The 20150-nt window shown below is 67.8% G+C and carries 19 protein-coding genes; 8 read left to right on the forward strand and 11 right to left on the reverse strand.

Annotated features, from left to right (window positions below):
- Positions 1-315: 315 nt before the first annotated feature.
- On the forward strand, positions 316-1623 hold the full coding sequence (locus ACZYZ7_RS23630) for an amino acid deaminase (protein ID WP_463742137.1): 1308 nt from the start codon (positions 316-318) through the stop codon (positions 1621-1623).
- Positions 1624-1666: 43 nt separating this feature from the next.
- On the opposite strand, the gene ACZYZ7_RS23635 is transcribed toward ACZYZ7_RS23630, so the two are convergent.
- The 5 genes from ACZYZ7_RS23635 to infC all read right to left on the reverse strand — a co-directional run bounded on the left by ACZYZ7_RS23635 (position 1667) and on the right by infC (position 4313).
- Positions 1667-2107, reverse strand: a complete 441-nt coding sequence (locus ACZYZ7_RS23635) for a hemerythrin domain-containing protein (protein WP_463741961.1) — start codon at positions 2105-2107, stop codon at positions 1667-1669.
- Positions 2108-2271: 164 nt separating this feature from the next.
- Positions 2272-3030 (reverse strand): TrmH family RNA methyltransferase, encoded by a 759-nt coding sequence (locus ACZYZ7_RS23640; RefSeq protein ID WP_463741962.1) that lies wholly within the window; start codon positions 3028-3030, stop codon positions 2272-2274.
- Between the two features lie 23 nt (positions 3031-3053).
- Positions 3054-3443 (reverse strand): 50S ribosomal protein L20, encoded by a 390-nt coding sequence (gene rplT / locus ACZYZ7_RS23645; RefSeq protein ID WP_135455381.1) that lies wholly within the window; start codon positions 3441-3443, stop codon positions 3054-3056.
- Positions 3444-3483: 40 nt separating this feature from the next.
- A complete protein-coding gene (rpmI, locus tag ACZYZ7_RS23650) occupies positions 3484-3678 on the reverse strand; it encodes a 50S ribosomal protein L35 (protein WP_135455383.1) in 195 nt (64 codons plus the stop codon).
- Between the two features lie 23 nt (positions 3679-3701).
- Positions 3702-4313 (reverse strand): translation initiation factor IF-3, encoded by a 612-nt coding sequence (infC, locus tag ACZYZ7_RS23655; RefSeq protein ID WP_167858141.1) that lies wholly within the window; start codon positions 4311-4313, stop codon positions 3702-3704.
- A gap of 263 nt (positions 4314-4576) precedes the next feature.
- On the opposite strand from infC, the gene ACZYZ7_RS23660 reads away from it, so the two are divergent.
- The 3 genes from ACZYZ7_RS23660 (at position 4577) to ACZYZ7_RS23670 (ending at position 9766) form a co-directional block, all read left to right on the forward strand.
- A complete protein-coding gene (locus ACZYZ7_RS23660) occupies positions 4577-4963 on the forward strand; it encodes a DUF1844 domain-containing protein (RefSeq protein WP_450070534.1) in 387 nt (128 codons plus the stop codon).
- Positions 4964-5030: 67 nt separating this feature from the next.
- The gene (gene lysX / locus ACZYZ7_RS23665) at positions 5031-8357 is read left to right on the forward strand and encodes a bifunctional lysylphosphatidylglycerol synthetase/lysine--tRNA ligase LysX (protein WP_450070535.1); all 3327 of its coding nucleotides are present in this window, start codon (positions 5031-5033) and stop codon (positions 8355-8357) included.
- A gap of 74 nt (positions 8358-8431) precedes the next feature.
- Complete coding sequence (locus ACZYZ7_RS23670; RefSeq protein WP_450070784.1) at positions 8432-9766, forward strand: alpha/beta hydrolase; 1335 nt, start codon at positions 8432-8434, stop codon at positions 9764-9766.
- A 3-nt stretch (positions 9767-9769) separates the two neighbouring features.
- Here ACZYZ7_RS23670 and ACZYZ7_RS23675 read toward each other — a convergent pair whose 3' ends face one another.
- Both ACZYZ7_RS23675 and ACZYZ7_RS23680 read right to left on the reverse strand, forming a co-directional pair.
- Positions 9770-10909 carry a hypothetical protein gene (locus tag ACZYZ7_RS23675; protein WP_463741963.1) on the reverse strand — a complete coding sequence of 380 codons (1140 nt, stop codon included), beginning with the start codon at positions 10907-10909 and terminating at the stop codon, positions 9770-9772.
- Positions 10906-12246, reverse strand: a complete 1341-nt coding sequence (locus ACZYZ7_RS23680) for a hypothetical protein (protein WP_450070537.1) — start codon at positions 12244-12246, stop codon at positions 10906-10908. The genes ACZYZ7_RS23675 and ACZYZ7_RS23680 overlap by 4 nt, the downstream gene beginning before the upstream one ends.
- 61 nt (positions 12247-12307) lie before the next feature.
- On the opposite strand from ACZYZ7_RS23680, the gene ACZYZ7_RS23685 reads away from it, so the two are divergent.
- Complete coding sequence (locus tag ACZYZ7_RS23685) at positions 12308-12751, forward strand: hypothetical protein (protein ID WP_135455394.1); 444 nt, start codon at positions 12308-12310, stop codon at positions 12749-12751.
- Between the two features lies 1 nt (position 12752).
- Here ACZYZ7_RS23685 and ACZYZ7_RS23690 read toward each other — a convergent pair whose 3' ends face one another.
- From ACZYZ7_RS23690 to ACZYZ7_RS23700, 3 genes are all read right to left on the reverse strand, one after another.
- Positions 12753-13949, reverse strand: coding sequence for a CHAT domain-containing protein (locus ACZYZ7_RS23690; protein ID WP_450070538.1), 1197 nt, complete (start codon positions 13947-13949; stop codon positions 12753-12755).
- Positions 13946-15691 carry a tetratricopeptide repeat protein gene (locus ACZYZ7_RS23695; protein ID WP_450070539.1) on the reverse strand — a complete coding sequence of 582 codons (1746 nt, stop codon included), beginning with the start codon at positions 15689-15691 and terminating at the stop codon, positions 13946-13948. The genes ACZYZ7_RS23690 and ACZYZ7_RS23695 overlap by 4 nt, the downstream gene beginning before the upstream one ends.
- Positions 15692-15762: 71 nt before the next feature.
- Positions 15763-16257 carry a lipoprotein LpqH gene (locus ACZYZ7_RS23700; RefSeq protein ID WP_135460100.1) on the reverse strand — a complete coding sequence of 165 codons (495 nt, stop codon included), beginning with the start codon at positions 16255-16257 and terminating at the stop codon, positions 15763-15765.
- Between the two features lie 123 nt (positions 16258-16380).
- Between ACZYZ7_RS23700 and ACZYZ7_RS23705 the strand changes: the two genes are divergently transcribed.
- Genes ACZYZ7_RS23705 through ACZYZ7_RS23715 form a run of 3 tightly spaced genes read left to right on the forward strand, consistent with a single transcriptional unit; the run spans position 16381 to position 18470 of the window.
- Positions 16381-16731, forward strand: coding sequence for a hypothetical protein (locus ACZYZ7_RS23705; protein ID WP_450070540.1), 351 nt, complete (start codon positions 16381-16383; stop codon positions 16729-16731).
- 3 nt (positions 16732-16734) lie between these two features.
- The gene (locus tag ACZYZ7_RS23710) at positions 16735-17904 is read left to right on the forward strand and encodes a winged helix DNA-binding domain-containing protein (protein ID WP_450070541.1); all 1170 of its coding nucleotides are present in this window, start codon (positions 16735-16737) and stop codon (positions 17902-17904) included.
- Positions 17904-18470, forward strand: coding sequence for a hypothetical protein (locus ACZYZ7_RS23715; RefSeq protein WP_450070542.1), 567 nt, complete (start codon positions 17904-17906; stop codon positions 18468-18470). The genes ACZYZ7_RS23710 and ACZYZ7_RS23715 overlap by 1 nt, the downstream gene beginning before the upstream one ends.
- Before the next feature lie 26 nt (positions 18471-18496).
- On the opposite strand, the gene ACZYZ7_RS23720 is transcribed toward ACZYZ7_RS23715, so the two are convergent.
- The gene (locus tag ACZYZ7_RS23720; RefSeq protein WP_450070543.1) at positions 18497-20143 is read right to left on the reverse strand and encodes an ABC-F family ATP-binding cassette domain-containing protein; all 1647 of its coding nucleotides are present in this window, start codon (positions 20141-20143) and stop codon (positions 18497-18499) included.
- Positions 20144-20150: the final 7 nt, after the last annotated feature.

The following is a 20150-nucleotide window of genomic DNA, read 5'->3' on the forward strand; positions in this document are numbered from 1 at the left end:
TGAGCACCGGCCAGGTGCAATCCGGCCTGAGCACCGGCCAGGTGCAATCCGGCCTGAGCACCGGCCAGGTGCAATCCGGCTTCCGCACCGGCGAGGACCAGCGGTTCACCGAGGCAGGCGACTCTGCCAACGGGGTCTGTGGCCAATTCGGGCACTGCTGTCCTTCGGAGTCGAGACGATTGACGCGGTGTCACATGCTATGTTAGATAGGTCACACTGAAAAATGCAACATAGATTGCATTGTTCGCAACGCAGCAGCTCACACCGTTCTGGTGCGTGCAACGCACCAGAATCACCATGGAGGACACGATCAGCATGACGACGCGAGGCGAGCTCACGCCGGCCGGTCGGGCGTGGGACACTCTTCGCGCCGAACGCCTGTCGGAATTGGACAAGGCGCTTCCTGTCGAGGCCGACGGCCTCACCACCGCGGAGTTCCTGGCCACCCAGCCCCGCCTCTCCGCCTTCACCACACCGGTGATGACGCTGGACGATTCGGCCATCGAAGACAATGTCGCCGCCATGGCGGCCTGGTGCACAGCACACGGGGTGGAACTGGCGCCGCACGGAAAGACCACCATGTCGCCGGTCCTGTGGGATCGCCAATTGCGCAGCGGCGCATGGGGAATCACCCTTGCCACACCGAGCCAGGTACGCGTCGCGGTGAACTTCGGCGTTCGGCGGATCCTGCTTGCCAATGCCCTGGTCGACCCGGCCGCCCTGCGCTGGCTGGCCCGGGAGATGGCCGCCCGGCCCGATCTCGTGGTGCTCACCTGGGCGGATTCGACAGCCACCGTCGACGCGATGGACGCGGCACTGGCCGACACCCGGGTGGCCCGGCCTATTCCGGTACTCGTCGAACTCGGCGAGCCCGGCGGGCGGACCGGAGCCCGCTCGGTCGACGAGGCCGCAGCGGTGGCCGCACGGATCGCGGCCACCGACTCCCTGCGCCTGGCCGGCGTGTGCGGATACGAGGGGTCACTGGCGCATGACGCTTCCGAGGCGTCGATGGCACGCGTCAGGCACTACCTGGAGGAAATGGCGCGGCTGCACCGGAACATCGACGCCGCGGGCCACTACCCCACCGACGCCGATGTGTACGTAAGCGCCGGCGGCAGCGCCTATTTCGATCTCGTGGCCGATGTTCTGGCCCCGCTCGCCGGTGGCCGCACGCACGTCGTGGTCCGCGCGGGGGCCTACATCATCCACGACGACGGCTTCTACACGGGGATAACGCCTTTCGGCCGCAGCCGTGAAAAGTACCGGCTACGTTCGGCGATGCACACCTGGGCGCGGGTGGTGTCACGCCCAGAACCCGGGCTGGCACTGCTGGACGCCGGAAAGCGGGATGTCCCGTTCGACGAGGGACTCCCCACCCCGCAGCTGGTCGCCGCGCAGCTCGGTGCACCCGCGCGTCCGCTCACCGGCGCCGAGATCGTCGCCGTCAACGACCAGCACGCATTCCTGACCATCCCGCCCGATTCCGACATTCGCGTGGGTGACGTTGTGCGGCTGGGGCTTTCCCACCCATGCACCGCCTTCGACAAGTGGAGATGGATCCCGGTGGTGGCGCGACAGGAGACGGATCCTGTCGTCGTCGACCTGATCCGCACCTACTTCTGACCCGGACCTCGCCGACACCGCGACGTAGGTTCTCGTCCACGCCCTAGGAAATCATCTCGCGACCCGGGTGGGCCTCGCGCCACCCGGCCATCGCGGCATCCAAGTCGACACCGTCGAGCGCGGTGAGCGCAGCCGGGAACAGTCCGTCCTCTTCTTTCGCGATGTGCGCGTAGAGCTCCTCGATCTCATCGCGCACCCGTTGCTGATCCCCGGGGTCGGACAGGTCCACGACCTCGAGGTAGGCGGCCAGCTCGCGGTGTTCGGCCACCAACGGGTCGATGTGCTCGGCGTAGAGCTCGTCGCGGTGCATCACCGCGAACAGCCCGTTTTCCTCACCCTGCCAATGGGAACGCAATTCCTCGAACATCGCCGTCAGCCGCTGACGGGCCACGTCCAGCTCGCCCCGATCCAGGGCGCGGACCGCTTCGCGGCCGTGATCGACGGCCCGCTCATGCTCGGCGATGTAATCCCGCAGAAGGGGCATGTCCCGGCATCCGCAGTATTGGCACACGGCTCGTCCTCCGGCGATCTCGGCGTATCCATCGACCTTAGACCGACCTTCTGACTCCACGAGTGAAGCGCTGCGGCGGAAAACGGGGCCGAAAATCGCCCCGGCGCTACGCCCGCGACGGACTGGCTGAGCCGAAACTACTCTGAGATCTGGCCGATGCGGTGGGCGCGGGCGCTCTGATACAGGCAGATCGACGCCGCCGAGGCGATGTTGAGACTTTCGGAATTTCCGGGCATCGGAATGTGCACCCGGTGGTCGGCTGCCGAGGCCAATTCGGTTGGCAGGCCGTGGGCTTCGGGACCGAACAGCCAGGCGGTGGGCCCGGCCAGGTCCACATGGTCGAGGCTGGCCTCGCCGTCGATCGTGGTGGCCAACACCTGCAACCCGGCGGCCTGAAGCCGCGCAACGGTTGCCGCCTCATCGGGCTCCCCGATCACCGGCAGCGAGAAGATGCTGCCGGCCGACGCCCGCAGACACTTGCTGTTGTAGGGGTCGACGCTGTTGCCGGCCAGCACCACCGCGTCCGCGCCCATCGCGTCGGCGGTCCGGATCAACGTACCCGCGTTGCCCGGCTCCGAGATCTGCACGGGTACCGCGATCAACCGGGGCGCGGCAGCCAGAACATCATCGAGGGAGACTTCCGGCAACCGGCACACCGCCACCAGGCCGACCGGTGTCACGGTGTCCGACAAGGCTTTTGCCGCACGCTCGGTGACCAACTGCACCGGCGCGTCGGCCAGCAGCGCGCCGAAGCGATCCAGCGCGGCCTCGGTCGCGAACACCTCGGAAACAAGTCCGCGCCGCAACGCGGCCTCGACGAGGTTGGGACCCTCGGCAAGGAAGCGTGCGGCGCGGCGGCGCCCGATGTGGCGCTGCAGTTTGACTGCAGCCGCCACCCGGGCAGAACGCTCGGTGAGCGTCAGGCGGCCTCATTCGAGGGCGCATTGACGTCCTCGGGCAGCGCGGCCTTGGCAACCTCGACCAGCGCAGTGAACGCGGCGGCATCGCTGACGGCGATCTCGGCCAGGTTCTTGCGGTCGACCTCGACGCCTGCGGCCTTGAGACCCTGGATCAGGCGGTTGTAGGTGATGTCGTTGGCGCGGGCCGCGGCGTTGATACGCGAGATCCACAGCTTGCGGAACTCACCCTTGCGGGCACGGCGGTCCCGGTAGGCGTAGGTCAGCGAATGCAGCTGCTGTTCCTTGGCCTTGCGGTACAGGCGGGACCGCTGGCCGCGGTAGCCCTTCGAGGCCTTGAGTACGGTACGCCGCTTCTTCTGGGCGTTGAGTGCGCGCTTCACGCGTGCCATGGGATGTTCCTATTCTCGTTCGGTACGGGGAGCGGCAGGTCTAGCCGTTGAGCAACTTGTTGACACGCTGGGTGTCGTTGGCTGCCACCACGGTGCGGCCGTCAAGCCGGCGGGTGCGCTTGGAGGCCTTGTGCTCCAGCAGGTGACGCCGGCCGGCCTTCTGGCGCACGATCTTGCCGGTCCCGGTCTTGCGGAAGCGCTTCGATGCTCCGCTGTGGGTCTTCGCCTTGGGCATGAATCCTCAGTTCTGTCTTGAAACTAGTTCTGCGTAACGTCTGGTTCTTCTGGTGCGGCTGGTGCAGCCTGCTGCCCGCCGCCGGGGCGCTCGGCCTGCTCCGCCGCCTTGGCGCGAGTCTTCGCGCCGCGGTGCGGTGCCAGCACCATCGTCATGTTGCGGCCGTCCTGCTTGGCAGACGTCTCGACGAAGCCGTAATCGGCGACATCGGCGCCCAACCGCTGCAGCAACCGGTACCCGAGTTCGGGGCGGGACTGCTCACGACCGCGGAACATGATGGTCACCTTGACCTTGGACCCGGCTTCGAGGAAGCGGACCACATGGCCCTTCTTCGTCTCGTAGTCGTGATCGTCGATCTTGGGACGCAGCTTCTGTTCCTTGACGACGGTCTGCTGCTGGTTCTTGCGAGACTCGCGCTCCTTGAGTGCCGTCTCGTACTTGAACTTGCCGTAATCCATGATCTTGCAGACCGGGGGTTTAGCGGCTGGTGCAACTTCGACGAGGTCGAGATCGGCATCCGCGGCGACGCGGAGAGCATCTTCGATGCGCACGATCCCTACCTGCTCGCCGTTCGGTCCGATCAGGCGGACTTCAGGTACGCGAATGCGCTCGTTGATGCGGGTCTCAGTGCTGATGGGGCCTCCTATGTTGGGTCTGCTGAGGAGACCCACCCATCTGCATCTCTGCCCGAAGAACAGAAAAGCCCTGCTAAAAGCAGGGCCCAATGCCGACCGATCACGGCTTACGCCGCCTGCACCTCCAGTATCTGGAGCACAGAACCGGCGTCCGAGGACACCGGCGACCGGACCGTTGTACCTTGTGGCCAACGGTGGGAGTGGGACTCCACTTGCTGTCCCTGACATAAGCCGGGACGGTCGCGCATGACAGTCTAGCAGGCATGACCGATCCGACAGAAACGCCCGCCGACGCTACGCCGCAGGACTCAAGCGATCTGGACGGCCCCGCCGTCCGCGAACTTGCCGACATCCCCGCGGTGGAAGTGATCACCCGGGCGGCGGTCATGTTGATGAGCGCCGCGGCCGAGAAGATCGGACTGTCCGCCGAGGATCCCGAGGATAGCCCGCACCGTGATCTTGATGAGGCCCGCAGGCTCATCACCGCGCTGGCCGGCCTCGTGACGGCATCGGCCGAATACCTCGGACCGCACGCGGGCCCCGTGCGCGACGGCCTCAAGAGTCTGCAACTGGCATTCCGTGAAGCCAGCGCCGCGCCCGAGGAACCGGGCAAAGGCCCAGGCGAGAAGTACACCGGTCCGGTCTGGTAATCGCCTGGAAGGTGTCTGTGCGCGCGATGGACCCAATTGACGGTTTGACCGCCTATTCTCCGGGCTTATGACCGTTATCAGCCGCGGCCGCCGCGCCGGGGTCCAGCCCGCGTCGAGGTTCTCCTGGGTTCCCGCAGCGGCGGGTTGGACCGTCGGGGTCATCGCCACCCTGTCGCTGATCGCCAGCGTTTCTCCGGCGGTGCGCTGGTTGATCCAGGTGCCGCGCGAGTTCGTCAACGACTACATCTTCAACTTCCCCGACACCAGCTTCGCCTGGGCCTTCGTGCTGGCGTTGTTGGCCGCCGCGCTCGCGGCCCGCAAGCGGATCGCCTGGTGGATCCTGGTGCTCTACATGGTGGGCGCCATCGGCTGGAACCTCGGTGACCTCGCCACGGGCGGTGATCCGCTCGCCGAGGATGTCGGCGAGGTCATCGGCGTCGCATTCCACCTGGCCGCCATCGCCTTGCTGATGCTGGCCCGCAATCAGTTCTGGGCCAAGGTACGGCGCGGGGCGCTGCTCAAATCCGCCGTCGTGCTGGTCGCGGGCATGGCGATCGGCATCCTGGCTGCGTGGGGACTGCTGGAGCTGTTCCCCGGCACGCTGGCCTCCGAGTGGCGGCTGCTGTATGCCGTCAACCGGGTGAGCGGCTTTGCGACGGTCCCGACCGAGGTTTTCGAGGGCTATTCGCACACCTTCCTCAACGCCATCTTCGGCCTGTTCGGCGCTCTCGCGCTGATGGTGGCCGCCGTCGTGCTGTTCCAGTCGCAGCGCGCCTCCAATGCGCTGACCGGTGAGGACGAATCGGCGATCCGCGGGCTGCTGGAGGCCTACGGCAAGAACGACTCGCTGGGCTATTTCGCCACCCGCCGCGACAAGTCGGTGGTGTTCGCCCCCAACGGGCGGGCCGCGATCGCCTACCGCGTGGAGGTGGGTGTGTGCCTGGCCGGCGGTGATCCTGTCGGTGATCCCAAGGCCTGGCCGCAGGCGATCGCGGCCTGGCTGCAGTTGTGCCAGACCTACGGCTGGGCGCCGGGCGTGATGGGCGCCAGCTCGGCCGCGGCCGAGGCGTTCCGGGCGGCCGGACTCAACGCACTGCAACTCGGCGACGAGGCCATCCTGCACCCGGACAACTTCCGGCTGTCCGGCCCGGACATGCGCGCGGTGCGACAGGCGGTCACCCGGGCTCGCCGGGCCGGGACCTCGGTGCGCATCCGGCGCCACCGCGAGCTGGATCAGGCGGAGATGGCCGAGGTGATCCGGCGCGCCGACGCCTGGCGGGACACCGAGACCGAACGCGGCTTCTCGATGGCGCTGGGCCGGCTCGGCGACCCGGCCGACGGTGACTGCCTGCTCGTCGAGGCGATGCAGCATCGCGGGGACAACTCAGAACCTGAGGTGGTCGCATTGCTCTCGTTGGTGCCGTGGGGCGCCAACGGCGTCTCGCTCGACGTCATGCGCCGCTCCCCCCAGTCCCCCAACGGCACCATCGAACTGATGGTCAGCGAACTGTGCATGCAGTCCGAAGGCATTGGGGTCAGCCGGATTTCACTGAATTTCGCGATGTTCCGGTCGGCGTTCCAACAGGGTGCGCAACTGGGCGCGGGTCCGGTGGCCCGGCTCTGGCGGGCCCTGCTGGTGTTCTTCTCCCGATGGTGGCAGCTGGAGACGCTGTACCGGTCGAACATGAAGTACCAGCCCGAGTGGGTGCCGCGGTACGCCTGCTACGAGGATGCCCGGCTGATCCCGCGGGTCGGGGTGGCCTCGGTGATCGCCGAAGGTTTCCTGGTGCTGCCGTTCTCCCGGCGAAACAAGCAGCACACCGGCGAACACGTCGCGGCCCCGGCCGATCTGGTGGATTCGGGCCAGCTGCACCACGACGGCAGTGCTCCGGACCGCAACGGGCTGCGGGACGTTCTGACCGACGACGATCAACAACGGCTACCCGAGCAGGTCCGGGTCCGGATGGCCAAGCTGCGCCAGTTGCAGGCCAACGGTGTGGACGCCTATCCCGTGGGCCAGGCCCCCAGCCATACCGTCGCGGCCGCACTGGAGTCCGCTGACAGTGACACCGTGAGCGTGGCCGGGCGGATCCTGCGGATCCGGGACTATGGCGGCGTGCTGTTCGCTCAACTGCGCGATTGGTCAGGCGAAGTTCAGCTGTTGCTCGACAACACCCGCCTGACGCAGGCCGGCACCGCCGACTTCACCGAAACAATCGATCTCGGCGATCTGATCGAGGTCACCGGTTCGATGGGACGCAGCCGCAACGGCACGCACTCGCTGCTGGTCGACAGTTGGCGATTGATCGGCAAATGCCTCCGCCCGCTGCCGGACAAGTGGAAGGGCCTGACCGACCAGGAGGCCCGGGTACGGGCCCGCTACGTGGACCTGGCCGTCAACACCGAGGCGCGGGATCTGATCCGGGCCCGTAGCGGCGTGCTGCACGCCATTCGGGAGACGTTGTACGGCAAGGGTTTCCTCGAAGTGGAGACGCCGATCCTGCAACAGATCCACGGCGGCGCCAACGCCCGGCCGTTCCTGACCCACATCAACGCCTACGACCTCGATCTGTATCTGCGGATAGCACCCGAGCTGTACCTCAAGCGGTTGTGCGTCGGCGGTGTCGAGCGGGTCTTCGAACTGGGCCGGGCGTTCCGCAACGAAGGCGTGGACTTCAGCCACAACCCGGAGTTCACCCTGCTGGAGGCCTATCAGGCCCACGCCGACTACAACGTGTGGATCGACGGCTGCCGCGAACTGATCCAGAACGCCGCCCAGGCCGCCAACGGAGCCCAGGTCTTCCAGCGGCCGCGTGCCGATGGGGTCCTCGAACCGGTCGACATCTCGGGCCGGTGGGCAGTCAAGACCGTGCACGACGCGGTGTCAGAAGCCCTCGGCGAGCACGTCACCGTCGAGACGGATCTGGCCACGCTGCGCCGGCTCTGCGATGCGGCGCACATCCCGTACCTGACCCACTGGGACGCCGGGGCCGTGGTGCTGGAGATGTACGAGCACCTCGTCGAGGACCGCACCGAAGAACCCACGTTCTACAAGGACTTCCCGACGTCGGTATCGCCGCTGACCCGGCCGCACCGCAGCGTTCCCGGGGTTGCCGAGCGCTGGGACCTGGTGGCCTGGGGCGTCGAGCTGGGCACCGCCTACAGCGAACTGACCGACCCCGTCGAACAGCGCCGGCGGCTGCAGGAGCAGTCGTTGCTGGCCTCAGGCGGTGACCCCGAGGCCATGGAACTCGACGAGGATTTCCTGCAGGCGATGGAGTATGCGATGCCACCGACAGGCGGTCTCGGCATGGGTGTGGACCGCGTGGTCATGTTGATCACCGGACGTAGCATCCGCGAAACACTGCCGTTTCCTCTGGCCAAACCTCGTTAGCAGGCGGTTCACAGCGGTTCCCAAGATTCGGCGACGACGATATTGGTGTGACCTTCACTCACCACCTGTCCTTGATGCACGGCTGGGTACCGACCAGCGTCCAAGTCATCGCCGCCGTGGTGCTGATCGCCGCAATCGGCTGGCGTACCCGCCGCTGGGCGCTCATCTGGCTGCCGCTGGCCGCCGCAGTGGGCGGCATCCTGGTCGTCGGCACCAACTGGTACATCGACTCCGAGGGCCTGGCGGGCAACCCTGCACCGCGGTCGCTGTGGGTGTGGATCGCGCTGACGGGTGTGGCCGTTGTGGTCCTGCTCGCCGGGTGGCGCGGCAGCCGTTGGTGGCGGCGCGGCACCGCGGTCATGGCGGTGCCGATGACCCTGCTGTGCACGGCCCTGGCGCTGAACCTGTGGGTGGGCTACTTCCCGTGGGTACAGACCGCCTGGAACCAGCTGACGGCCGGGCCGCTACCCGACCAGACCGATCAGGTCACGGTGGCCGCGATGCAACGTCAGGGCACCATCCCGGCCAAGGGCAGCGTGGTGCCGGTCGAGATCCCCAACACCGCATCGGGTTTCCGGCATCGTGGTGAATACGTGTATCTGCCGCCTGCGTGGTTCGCCACCAATCCCGCGCCACAGTTGCCGACGGTGATGATGATCGGCGGCGAGTTCAACACCCCAGCCGACTGGATGCGGGCCGGCAACGTGATCAAGACGATGGACGACTTCGCCGCGACCCACCACGGGTACGCGCCGGTGCTGGTGTTCGCCGACCCCGGCGGCACCTTCAACAACGACACCGAATGCGTCAACGGCAAGCGCGGGAACTCCGCCGACCACCTCACCAAAGACGTTGTGCCGTATATGAGCAACCACTACGGCGTCAACCCGGCCGCGGCCGGCTGGGGCATCGTCGGCTGGTCCATGGGCGGCACCTGCGCGGTGGACCTGGCAGTCATGCACCCTGAGTTGTTCAGTGCATTCGTGGACATCGCGGGTGACATCGGCCCGAACTCGGGCACCAAGGCGCAGACCATCGACCGGCTCTTCGGCGGGAACGCCGCGGCCTGGGATGCGTTCGACCCGAGCACGGCGATCAACCGACACGGCCAGTACGAGCAGACCGCCGGCTGGTTCGACGTCAACGACACGTCGACGGCGGGCAAGCCCGCGGGCCGCGCCAACGATCAGGCCAAGGCGGCCAACGCCCTCTGCGCACTCGGCTCGAAACACGGCATCGCCTGCGCGGTGGTGACCCAACAAGGCACACACGACTGGCCGTTCGCCAGCCACGCGTTCTCCGCTGCCCTGCCCTGGCTGGCCGGTGTGATCGGCACCCCCCAGGTGACCCCGGTCGGATTACCGCAGACATCGCCGTCGGCGGCCTACATCCAGACCGCCGCCAAATAACCGTCAGTAGTCGGATTCGGCCGCACGTACCTCGGCAAGGAACGCGTCGGCCGCCGCGGCGAGCCGCGAATCGGATACCGCGGCGAGCCCCGAATTGGATACTGCCCCAGCCAGCCGGGCCCGCGCGAACGCCCGCACCCGGTCCCGGTCCGCTGCGGACTCGTCGACGCCGTCCGCGCCGACCCGCACCGTGGCCTGTGACCAATCCGTATTCCACGCGCGGGTCTCGCTGAGCGGCTGCCCATCTGGAGCGCGCAGCGGCAGCACGGCGCGGCCTGTGGCGTCGAGGACACCGGAGCCGGCGCAGCCGCCGCCGCGCATTTCCACGCCGATGCCTGCCGATGAATCCGGGCCCGAGAGCGCCACCCGCACCACCGCGCTGGTTGCCTCGCCAACGGCGGTAACCGACCACTCGACGGTGTCCTCGGCGGCGTCGAATACCGCGGGCGGTACCGCCGCCCAGTCGACCGTCGCCACCCCTCGGGCGATCAGGCCCGCCTGGCCGGATCCGTCGCCGGCCCCGGCCGCCAGGGCGTAGTCCTCACGCCGAGCCGTCGCGACGACGGTGTCAGGCCAGTCCAGCCCGACCTCGGCGGCCAACTCCCGACATTCTCCGACCAGCTCGTCGACCCTCGGATCACCTTGACCGGCGAGGAAATTCAGCGCCTCCATGTGGGGTGCCAGCAGGCTCTCCACGTCGGAGTCCAGGGTGTCGTCGGTGAAGAAGTCCTCGGCCGCCACCGTCAGCAGGGCGAGTTCCGCATCGAGCAGCGGGCGCTCGAGCGCCGCGATGCCGTCGCGGTCACTGGCCGGCCACCACCGGCGCAGCCAGTGGCCAATCGCCAGGCGCCGCAACGCATCCGTCGAGCCGGGCAGCAGCTGCACATCGGGCAGGTCGAGCGGTTGTCCCAGTTCCCTGTGACGCAGCGCGTTCAAGACAGCGACGTGGCCGGACTCCCCGAGCACGCGCCACAACCAATCCGCACGCTCGGGGTCGGTGAATGCGATGGAAGGTGGTTCGCCGGCGCCCCCATCCACCACCCACGACAGCACGGCGCCGCCGACCTCCAGCACTGCGACCAAGGGCGCACCGTGGTCCAGGTGGCCCGTGCTCCACAGGCCGGCGTCAGCACCCAATTTCACTCTGCCACCTGCACTTCCAGCATCGCCTTGATCCGCTGCCGATGATCGAGGCTGACCGATCTGGCCACACCTTCCAACAGGGACCGCAGGTCGTCGACGTCCGCGCAGGACTCCTGCCACACGTCGCGGCCGTGCAGCCGCGCCCACAGCCGGCTCAGGTAGGGCCGGGCGAACGCACCGAGATCGTCGATGACCTGCTGCTGGCGCGGGTGCACCGCCGTGCCGGCCGCCAGATAGCGGCGGGCATGCAGCACATACGCCTCCTTGGCCAACCGGGCCTGGATCCGTGCCGACAGTTGATAGCGTCCCGACGCCGAGGCGTCGAGCGGATGGAGGTCGGTCGCCACCTCGATGCCTGTGAGAAGCGCGGCCTGTTTGTCCTCGGCGAGCAGCCCCCACGGCGCGCAGGCCCGGTCCACTTCCTCGGAGCACAGCAGCGGGAGATCGGGCAGCTCATCGCGGTCCAGGGCTCGGCGCAACGTCGCACGGACCCGGTCCACCACGCTGCGGTCCAGCGGGCGGTCCCCCTCGCCCGGCCCGCTGATCGACGGAGCCTGTTGCGGCAGAACTGAACTCAGCCCGATGTCGACGATCGACCACGGCTGAGCAGTCCCGACACGTCGCGCCCCGGCACCCAGGTTGTACGGCGTGGCGTCGGCCACCAACGCCGACCACACCCGCTGCCGGGCCGCCTCCGCACGGTGGCTGTCGGCCGGGCCGAGCACGGTGGCCAGCCCGGCGAAGAACGGACCGGTGATGGCGTCCGACGGGACGACGTCACCCCAGCTGCGCGCCAGTTGGCGCCGCAACCGGTCGACGACCTGCGGTTCGGCCACATACGCGTTGAGCGCTTCAATGGCCGTGCGGTCACGGCCCTCGTGCAGCTCGGCCAGCACCTCGGCCGCCACCTGCGATCGATCGGATGTCGGAGCGCCCCGCGTCACCGCGAGTTCGAAACACGCCGGAAAATACAACTCCTGGGCATTGCCGTTGGTGATGCGCAGCCGCCGGCGCTGCAGTTTGAGTTCGACGAACCAGGCCGCCGCAGCACGCAGATGTGGCCCGCTACGCACCATCTGCTCGTGCAGGTCGGCGGCCACGTCGGGCGCCAGAATCGGCGCCGAAAACTGTGTGTTGCTGCGGAGTCTGAGCACCAGTGGATCGATGATCCGTTTGACGGTCCGGCGCAGCGGCCCGCCGTCGTCACCGCTGAACACCTCGACCCCGGGCCCGAGTGCGCGCCAGGCCCGGTCGATCACGGCGCGGCGCGGCTGCGCCGAAGTCATGCCCGAATTGGGGCCGGCCTCAGCCCCAGCCGTATCGGACCCGATGCTCACCGGCACCAGGATAGAGCCGAAGTTGGGTTCGGTAGCGCTCCCCCGGCCGGACCCTGGGAACATGACCGACGCCGTGCTGATCACCGTCCTGTGCCTGTTGGGCACGGGCGCCGTGTTGACCGCCGCCCGCCGGGCCCGGTGTATCCACCCGAATGACGAGGCCGACGAGCGTCTGGTCACCCTGGGCGAGCTGGTGGCCGAGTTCGACCACATGCTGGTCCGCAAGGGATTACTGACCGGGACTCAGCTTGCCCTGATCCGTACCGGAACCCGGTCGCGCGGGATCATCACCGGGATGCGCGCCACCGGCGCGATCCGGGAGGACTACCGCGAGGTCGAACTCGATCTGATGGTCAGCCGGCGCGGCGGCGGTCAGTTCCCGGTGCGCCAGCGCGCGCTGATTCCCGCGACGGCACTGGCGAAAGTCTCACCTGGCAACGTGATCGACACCTACTACCGGCCCGGTGACGAGAGCACCGTCGCGGTGTGTGTGACCCCGGCCTGATTCAGCGGGCGCCGTCGACGGTGAACGTGGCCATCGCGGCCCAGTACAGCGGGCTGGCCGTGGTGTCACCGTCGCGCCAGCGGCGCATCGTGGCGCGCTGCCAGCGGTTCACCGCCAGGCCCGCGTTCTCGTCGCGATGTGCCAGATCCACTCCGACGATGGTGTCCGCCATCGGATCGGCCTCGGGTGCATTGCCGAACTGCCGGAAGCCCGCAGTCGTCGGCAGCGACCACAGCGTCGCGGTGACCAACTGCGCGCCGCCCAGGATCATGGCGGCGACCAGGCCGGCCGCCTCGTCGAACCGGTAGTCGCCGCCGGATGCGCACGCCAGCAACGCCACCCGGGGTGGGATCGGCAACCGCGCCGCGATCATCTCCCCCGCGGTCAGCGGCCGGTCTTCGGCCAGATGCAGCGCGGCCCGATCGGCGTGGCCGGCGGCACCGTCAGCGGCACTGGCGTGCCCGACGTAGAGCAGCCGGCTCGGGTCCTGGGCGCACGCGTCGGCCAACCAGCGCCGATCGGTATCGGTGCGACGGAACAGCTCGACGGTGTCGGCGACCTTCGGCAGGACGGCGTGGCCGGCCACCAGGTCACCGAAATGCTCCGACAGCGGAGTCTGTGGCGATGGGCGACCCATCACCGAGCCCAGGGCCGAATCCGGCCGCTGTCCGGGAATGCGCGGATCCAGCACCAGCACCGGCGGCCGTCCGAGGCGGTCCTGCCAACGGGCCGGGGTGCGCGGTGCGTGAACGATGTTGGGCGGCACCGCCATCAGCACGTCCACCAACTCCATCAACCGGAAGCCGTCGGGGCCCGGCATCGCCAGCTGCCCCCAGGGCACCCGGCCCAACCGCGGGCTCGGCGTCACGAACAGGACGGGCCGCACGTCGGCGACGCAGTCGGCCAGTAGCTGCCAGCCGGCGATCCCGATCAGGTGCGAGCCCAGCAACCGGGCCAGGTCGAGTTCCGCCTCGGCGGTGGCGAACGCGCCTGTGGTCACGGCCCGTTCAATCGCGTCGCCGTGGGTTTCGGTACCGATCGGGTCCGGCAGCGCAGGGTTGAGAACGGCCTCCACCGCCTGCATGTGCGGTTCCTCTATCACCCAGGTGACCGAACGTTGCGGCTCCCCGACCACACGCAGGCTCACATAGGTCGCGATACCGACATCGGCGAACCGCAGTACCAGAGTGTCGGTCATGGCCACGTCGTCCATTCCCCACCGGGCGCGGTGACGTCCTGTCCGTACCGCTGCAGCGCCAGCTCCCGGTAGTGGCTCATGATCGGGCCCGAACTCGGATCCATCCGCAGCGGGGGCAACGGTCCGAGCCGCGTCAGCTCGCCTTCGCCGCCGACCGGCCCTGCAGCGGCCGCAACAGCGAGTTGCGGCGCGAGTTCGGCTTCGACCGGAACCACAGCCGTGGCGGTTCCGGTCCAATCTGCGACCGGACCCGGCCCAGCTGCCGGATCTGTACTGAAGGTTCCTCGCGCGCTGTGGTATTCGACCAGTTCACACGTCAGATCGATATTGTCCGATTCCCAGGCCACAGCGAACGCCCCCGCCAACAACGGAGCCGAGACGCCGCTCGCCCAGCGGGCCCTGGCTCCGGCGTCGGTGATCGTGTAGCGCACCGAATCGACTGCCAGCGCGGCGGGAACCAACAGAGCGGCGGCCCGGTCGAGCTTGACCATCGCACGGCGGTACTCCGGCGTGCCCGGGGCGCAGTCGACCACGCCGACCCCCGCCGCGTACCGGGCCTCGACCTGGTTCCAGTCCTGGCCGGGCTCGCCGACGCCGTCGAAACCCATCTCGACGAGCGCATCGGCCCGCCAGATGTTTCCGAGGTGCGCATCGAGCCGGGCGTACTGCAGCCAGCTGTGTCGCGGCGACGCGTCCAGGAACTGCCTGGCCTGCTCCACCAGTTGTACCGCCTCCTCGAAGGCGCCACGGAAGATGGCGATCCAGCTGCGTTGCAACAGGATCCGGTGAATGTGGAGCGGCTTGCCCAGCTCCCGCCAGTGCCGCTCGGCGTGCTCCCAACATTCATCGGCTTCCTTCAGGCGACCGAGTCCCAACCGGATCAGTCCGAAATACAGCCAGCTCCGGGAGACGTCGTGGGCGCGGGCATGTTCGGCGATCACCGGGTAGGCCGCGGTGACCAGGTCCTGGGTCTCCGCGTAACGACCGGCCGACCAGGCCGAGGCCCCTCGCTCGAGCTGGGCGCGGGCGGTGGCGAGCCTCCAGTCGCGGGCCTCCGCGCGGGCACCGGCCCGGCGCAACCACGGTTCGGCCTCGTCGAGCCGGCCGGACTCGATGCAGAACCGGCCGTAACCCAGTGCGCCGGTGACGAAAAGGGAATCGGTCTCGGCGTCGTCGGCACCGGGCCCGGCATTCTGGAGTACGTCGAGCACCTCGGCCCACACCGGTACCGATGCCGCATACAGGTCATCGTCGCAAAGACCGCTCGCGATCAGAATTCTGGTGTGGCAGATCAGGTTACGGTGCTCGGACAGCAAGTCACCATAATTCCCGGGGACTTCGATCAGCGCCGCCAGATGCGCTGCGGCATCGTCATGATCGCCACGAGCCGCGGCGAGTCCGGCAGCGAGAAACTCGACGCGCCGGGTATACCGGCAGATCAGGTGATCGATGTCGTGGTCGGACATGGTGACCTCGGCCGCGAGGTCGGGGCGTTGCCCCGACCGGATCGCGACGTAGATCGCCAGGCAATCGCGGATGCGGGAAATACTCTCAACCACACCCTCATACGCGGTGCGCACCAGGTAGATCTCACCGAGTTGGGCGAACACCTCGAGCGCGTAGTCGTCGCGGTCGGCCTGCTCGATCAGGGGCAGCTGCGACACCAGCAGGTCGCGGGCAGCGACCTCCTCGGCAGACAGCGACAGGTGACGGGCGCGGTCGAGATCGCCGGCGATGGTCACCCCTGCACCATATAAAAGCGGCGGGCGTACCCGGCAGAAGGTCTGCCGGGCACGCCCGCCATGTCGGGAGATCAGCTGCAGGACACCGTGATGGTGAACGGCTTGTTGACCATCCCGGCCATCGGGTTCTTCATGTCGGCGCCCGACGCCTCACCGGTGATGGTGTAGGTGTCCCCGTCGACCTTGACCTCTGCCGAGCCGACCTTGACACCCATCGCCTCGCTGACCGCCAGTGCGCTGCCGTCATAGACCAGGCCGAGCGACTCGACCTTCGGAGTGGCCTCGTCCGTCATCACCACGCCCAGGCCCTGCTGGCCGCCGATCGCGGCGCTTGCCACGTTGATCTTGCCGCCCTGCTTGACACAGGTGACCGAGTTCAGGTCGAGTCCCGCCAGATCGGATCCATCGACCTTGACCTGGGCACTGCTCCCGGAGCTGACCTTGGTGTCGGTCGCCGACGCGGCCGGCTTGTCCGCGGGCTTGTCGGCCGCCTTGTCGTTCGAGCAACCCACCAGCACCGCACCGGTAGCGAGCAGTCCCATGGCGCCTGCGATAACTCGATTCATGGTCATTGCGTCTTCCCCTTCGTTCCGCGTTGCCCCGATGGCTCCGTCGTGTCCTGAAGTCTTGGCGGGGCCACGTGCTACCGATCCCAAGAAATGTCAGTTCCCGCAGGTAACGTGGGTTTCGTGACGAAGGACCCAGAGCAGCCGGATCAACCCGAAAAAGCCCAGGAGCCCGATGTGGTGGAGGGCGAGATCGTTCCCGCAGCCCCCCGCACGGGCCCGCTGCCCGGGCCTGTCCCAGGGCCGGTTTCTGAGCCGGCCGACACCGGCTACACCGCCGCCGGGGTACCGACGTTCGACGCGGTCCGCGAGAAGATCGAGACCCGGTACGGCACCGCAATCGGGGCGTCAGAGTTGGCCGCCGAGACCCCTGAGGGCCGCTCGATCGAGGAGCAGTACGAGAAGCGCCAGCAGGCTGCTGCCGAGCGCCTACAGCAGATCCGCGAGTCCATGCACAAGACGGACGACGCCTGATCCGTGCGGACGTTCACACTCGCCGAGCGCCGGGCTCGGCTGGCCCGGCGTCATTTCCTGAGCCGGCCGGCCTCCTCGGTCATGGACATCGCGGGATCCTTCGTCGGCCTGCATGCCACTGATCCATCGACCCCGTACCTGTCCCTGTGGGCGCGGCTGCCCGGTTTCACCGCCGACGATCTGGACGGCGAGCTTTATCGCCGACGCACAATCCTCAAGCACCTCGCGATGCGCCGCACGCTGTGGATCGTGCGCGCCGGGGACCTGCCGCTGGTGCAGGCCGGGGCCAGCGACCGGGTGGCCGGAAACGAGCAGCGGAAGCTCATCGCCGATGTGGAGAAGGCCGGGGTGGCCGTCGACGGCGCCCACTGGCTGGACACTGCGTGCCAGGCCGTACTGGCCCACCTGCACGAGCACGGGCCCACCCCTGCGGCACAGCTGCGCACCGCACTGCCCGAACTCTCAGGCAGCTACAACCCGGCACCGGGAAAGCACTATGGCGGTGACACTCCGCTTTCCCCAAGGGTTTTGACGGTGCTCGGGGTGCGCGGCGAGATCGTACGTGGCCCCAACGACGGCACCTGGACCACGTCGCGGCCGCGCTGGACCGTCACGTCCGAGTGGCTCGGGACTTCAGTGCCGCCGGCCGAGCCCGACCATGCCCGTGCCGAGCTGGTGCGGACCTGGCTGGGGACGTTCGGCCCGGCCACGGTCACCGACATCAAGTGGTGGTTCGGCAACACCCTGACCTGGGCCCGCCACGCGTTGCGCGATATCGGTGCCGTCGAGGTGGACTTGGAAGCCGCTCCCGACGCCGTGGGTTATGTACTGCCGGATGACCTCGACGTAGAGCCGGAGCCCGAGCCGTGGGCGGCCCTGCTGCCTGGTCTGGATGTCACCACCATGGGCTGGTTCGACCGCGACTGGTACCTGGGCGATCACCGCCGCCAGGTGTTCGACACCAACGGCAACGCCGGGCCCACAGCGTGGTGGAACGGCCGGATCGTGGGCGGCTGGGGTCAGGACACCGACGGTCGGATCGAGTTGCACCTGCTCGAGGAGATCGGCCGTGACGGCACCCGCGCGTTGCAGCAGCGCGCCGACGCGCTGACCGAATGGCTCGCCGGGGTGCGAACCAAACCCCGGTTCCCGTCGCCGCTGTCGAAGCGCTGATGCGCATCGCGGGTTGGGCGCTGTTGACTCTGACCGGATTCGCCGTCGTCGGTCAGCTCTACGGGGCGAGTTTTCCCGGCGATCCATCCGACATTTTCTATGTCGCCACGCTGGCATCGATCCCGCTGTTGGTGATCTGGTGCGTCGTCGGTGTCGCACTGCGGCGCACGGCCGGCCGCCGGGACTGGGCGGTGATGCTGGCAAGTCCCGCGCTGGTGATCGCGGGCATCGCGCTGATCTGCACAAACGTTCCACTGCAACTGCATTGGCGGATGGCGCAGCCATCGTTCGAGCGGGCTCTGCAGGCTTTCAACCAGGATGCCACCTTCGGTAAACACCCCGGCCATATCGCCGGCTACCCCATCGAGTACATCTCGGGCCGGTCCGACAACTTCGTCGACTTCACCTACCGCGACGACCAGAACGGTTGGAACGGCTTCGCCTACAGCGCCGACGGCAGCGCGCCACAGACCGAACACAAGTCATCGGGCGACTACGTCATCAGCTGGACGAAACGGCTTGGCCCGCACTGGTTTGCGTTCCAGAGCTACCACACCTTTGGGTGACCGATTCGGTCGCCGCTGACGAAAAGCTAACGCCGCGTGCGCATCACCCTCGACTCGTCCCATACCGGGTCGGTCGATTCATAGACGAAGCCATCGGCCCCGAACACCAGGAAGCGGTCGAACGATCGGGCAAACCAACGGTCATGGGTGACCGCGACCACCGTACCCGCGTAAGCGGCAAGTCCGTCCTGTAGCGCCTCGGCGCTGGCAAGATCGAGGTTGTCGGTCGGTTCGTCGAGCAGCAGAAGTGTCGCGCCACCGAGTTCGAGTAGCAGGATCTGCAGCCGGGCCTGCTGACCTCCCGAAAGTGTTTCGAACGGCTGTTCCGCACAGGCCTGCAGCTCGTAGCGAGCCAGGGCGCTCATCGCTTCGGTGCGCAGCCTGGCGTGCTCGACCATCACGATCTCGCACGGTGTTCGGCCGGCGAGATCCGGGCGTGCGTGCGTTTGAGCGAACAGTCCCGGTGACACCCTGGCACCGAGTTGCGCGAGACCGCTGTGCGCCACGGGCTCGGCGGTGGTGGCACCACGAGGCAATTCATCGGCCACCGCGGTCAGCAATCGCAGGAAGTGCGATTTGCCAGAACCATTGGAACCCAGCACCGCAACGCGCTCACCGTAAAAGATTTCCAGGTCGAATGGCTGCATCAGACCGGTCAATTCGAGGCTGTCGCAGACGACCGCACGCTTACCGGTACGGCCGCCCCGCAACCGCATCTTGATGTCCTGGTCACGCGGCGGCACCTCGGGTGGACCGGCCTCTTCGAACCTGCGCAGCCGTGTCAGCGCGGCCTGATACCGCGACGCCATACCGTCGTTGTACGCGGCCTTCTGGCGCAGCTCGACGACGAGCGTCTTGAGCTTGGCGTGCTCCTCATCCCATCGTCGTCGCAGTTCTTCGAGACGTTCGTTGCGGTCCCGGCGGGCCTGCGCATAACCATCGAACCCGCCACCGTGGATCCAGACGTGCCGCGATTCGACCGTGACGATCCGTTCCGCGGTGCGGTTGAGGAGCTCTCGGTCGTGGCTGACCATGAGGATCGTCTTGGTCGTCTCGCCCAGGCGCTGTTCCAACCACTGCTTGCCCGGCACGTCGAGATAGTTGTCCGGCTCGTCCAGCAGTAACACCTCGTCGGGTCCGCGGAGCAGCGCCTCGAGCACCAGTCGTTTCTGTTCGCCGCCCGACAGCGTGTTGACCAGGCGCCAGCGACAGGACTCGTAGGACATCCCGAGCGCGGCGATACAGCAGGCGTCCCAGAGAATTTCGGCATCGTATCCACCGGCGTCGCCCCAGCCGGCGAGCGCGTTGGCGTAGCGCATCTGGCTGGATTCGTCGTCACGCTCCATCAGTGCGAGCTCGGCCGCATCCACGTCGACCGCGGCGGCCCGCAGGCGAGGCGGCGCGACCGACAACAGCAGTTCGTGGACCGACGTCGAATCACGGATGCCGCCGATGAATTGGCGCATCACGCCCAGGCCACCGCTGTGCGCGACCGTGCCCTGCTGGGGTACCAGGTCGCTCGAAATCAACCGCAGCAGTGTGGTTTTGCCGGCGCCATTGGGACCGACAAGTGCCGCCGTGGCACCGTCGGCGATCCGGAACGAGACATCGTCGAGGAGCTGCCGACCGTCCGGCAGCGTATGGCTGATGTGTGCGACCTCAACGTGGCCCATACGTGCC

Source organism: Mycobacterium sp. IDUB_17, from assembly GCF_055419465.1.

What these genes read in the sequence shown, in the direction of transcription:
- ACZYZ7_RS23685 (WP_135455394.1), top strand. Translation starts at nt 12,308, where the DNA reads ATGACCGACGCCGTGCTGATCACCGTCCTGTGCCTGTTGGGCACGGGC.
- lysX (WP_450070535.1), top strand. Translation starts at nt 5,031, where the DNA reads ATGACCGTTATCAGCCGCGGCCGCCGCGCCGGGGTCCAGCCCGCGTCG.
- ACZYZ7_RS23660 (WP_450070534.1), top strand. Translation starts at nt 4,577, where the DNA reads ATGACCGATCCGACAGAAACGCCCGCCGACGCTACGCCGCAGGACTCA.
- ACZYZ7_RS23715 (WP_450070542.1), top strand. Translation starts at nt 17,904, where the DNA reads ATGCGCATCGCGGGTTGGGCGCTGTTGACTCTGACCGGATTCGCCGTC.
- ACZYZ7_RS23670 (WP_450070784.1), top strand. Translation starts at nt 8,432, where the DNA reads ATGCACGGCTGGGTACCGACCAGCGTCCAAGTCATCGCCGCCGTGGTG.
- ACZYZ7_RS23690 (WP_450070538.1), bottom strand. Translation starts at nt 13,949, where the DNA reads ATGACCGACACTCTGGTACTGCGGTTCGCCGATGTCGGTATCGCGACC.
- ACZYZ7_RS23635 (WP_463741961.1), bottom strand. Translation starts at nt 2,107, where the DNA reads ATGCCCCTTCTGCGGGATTACATCGCCGAGCATGAGCGGGCCGTCGAT.
- ACZYZ7_RS23630 (WP_463742137.1), top strand. Translation starts at nt 316, where the DNA reads ATGACGACGCGAGGCGAGCTCACGCCGGCCGGTCGGGCGTGGGACACT.
- rpmI (WP_135455383.1), bottom strand. Translation starts at nt 3,678, where the DNA reads ATGCCCAAGGCGAAGACCCACAGCGGAGCATCGAAGCGCTTCCGCAAG.
- ACZYZ7_RS23720 (WP_450070543.1), bottom strand. Translation starts at nt 20,143, where the DNA reads ATGGGCCACGTTGAGGTCGCACACATCAGCCATACGCTGCCGGACGGT.
- ACZYZ7_RS23700 (WP_135460100.1), bottom strand. Translation starts at nt 16,257, where the DNA reads ATGAATCGAGTTATCGCAGGCGCCATGGGACTGCTCGCTACCGGTGCG.
- rplT (WP_135455381.1), bottom strand. Translation starts at nt 3,443, where the DNA reads ATGGCACGCGTGAAGCGCGCACTCAACGCCCAGAAGAAGCGGCGTACC.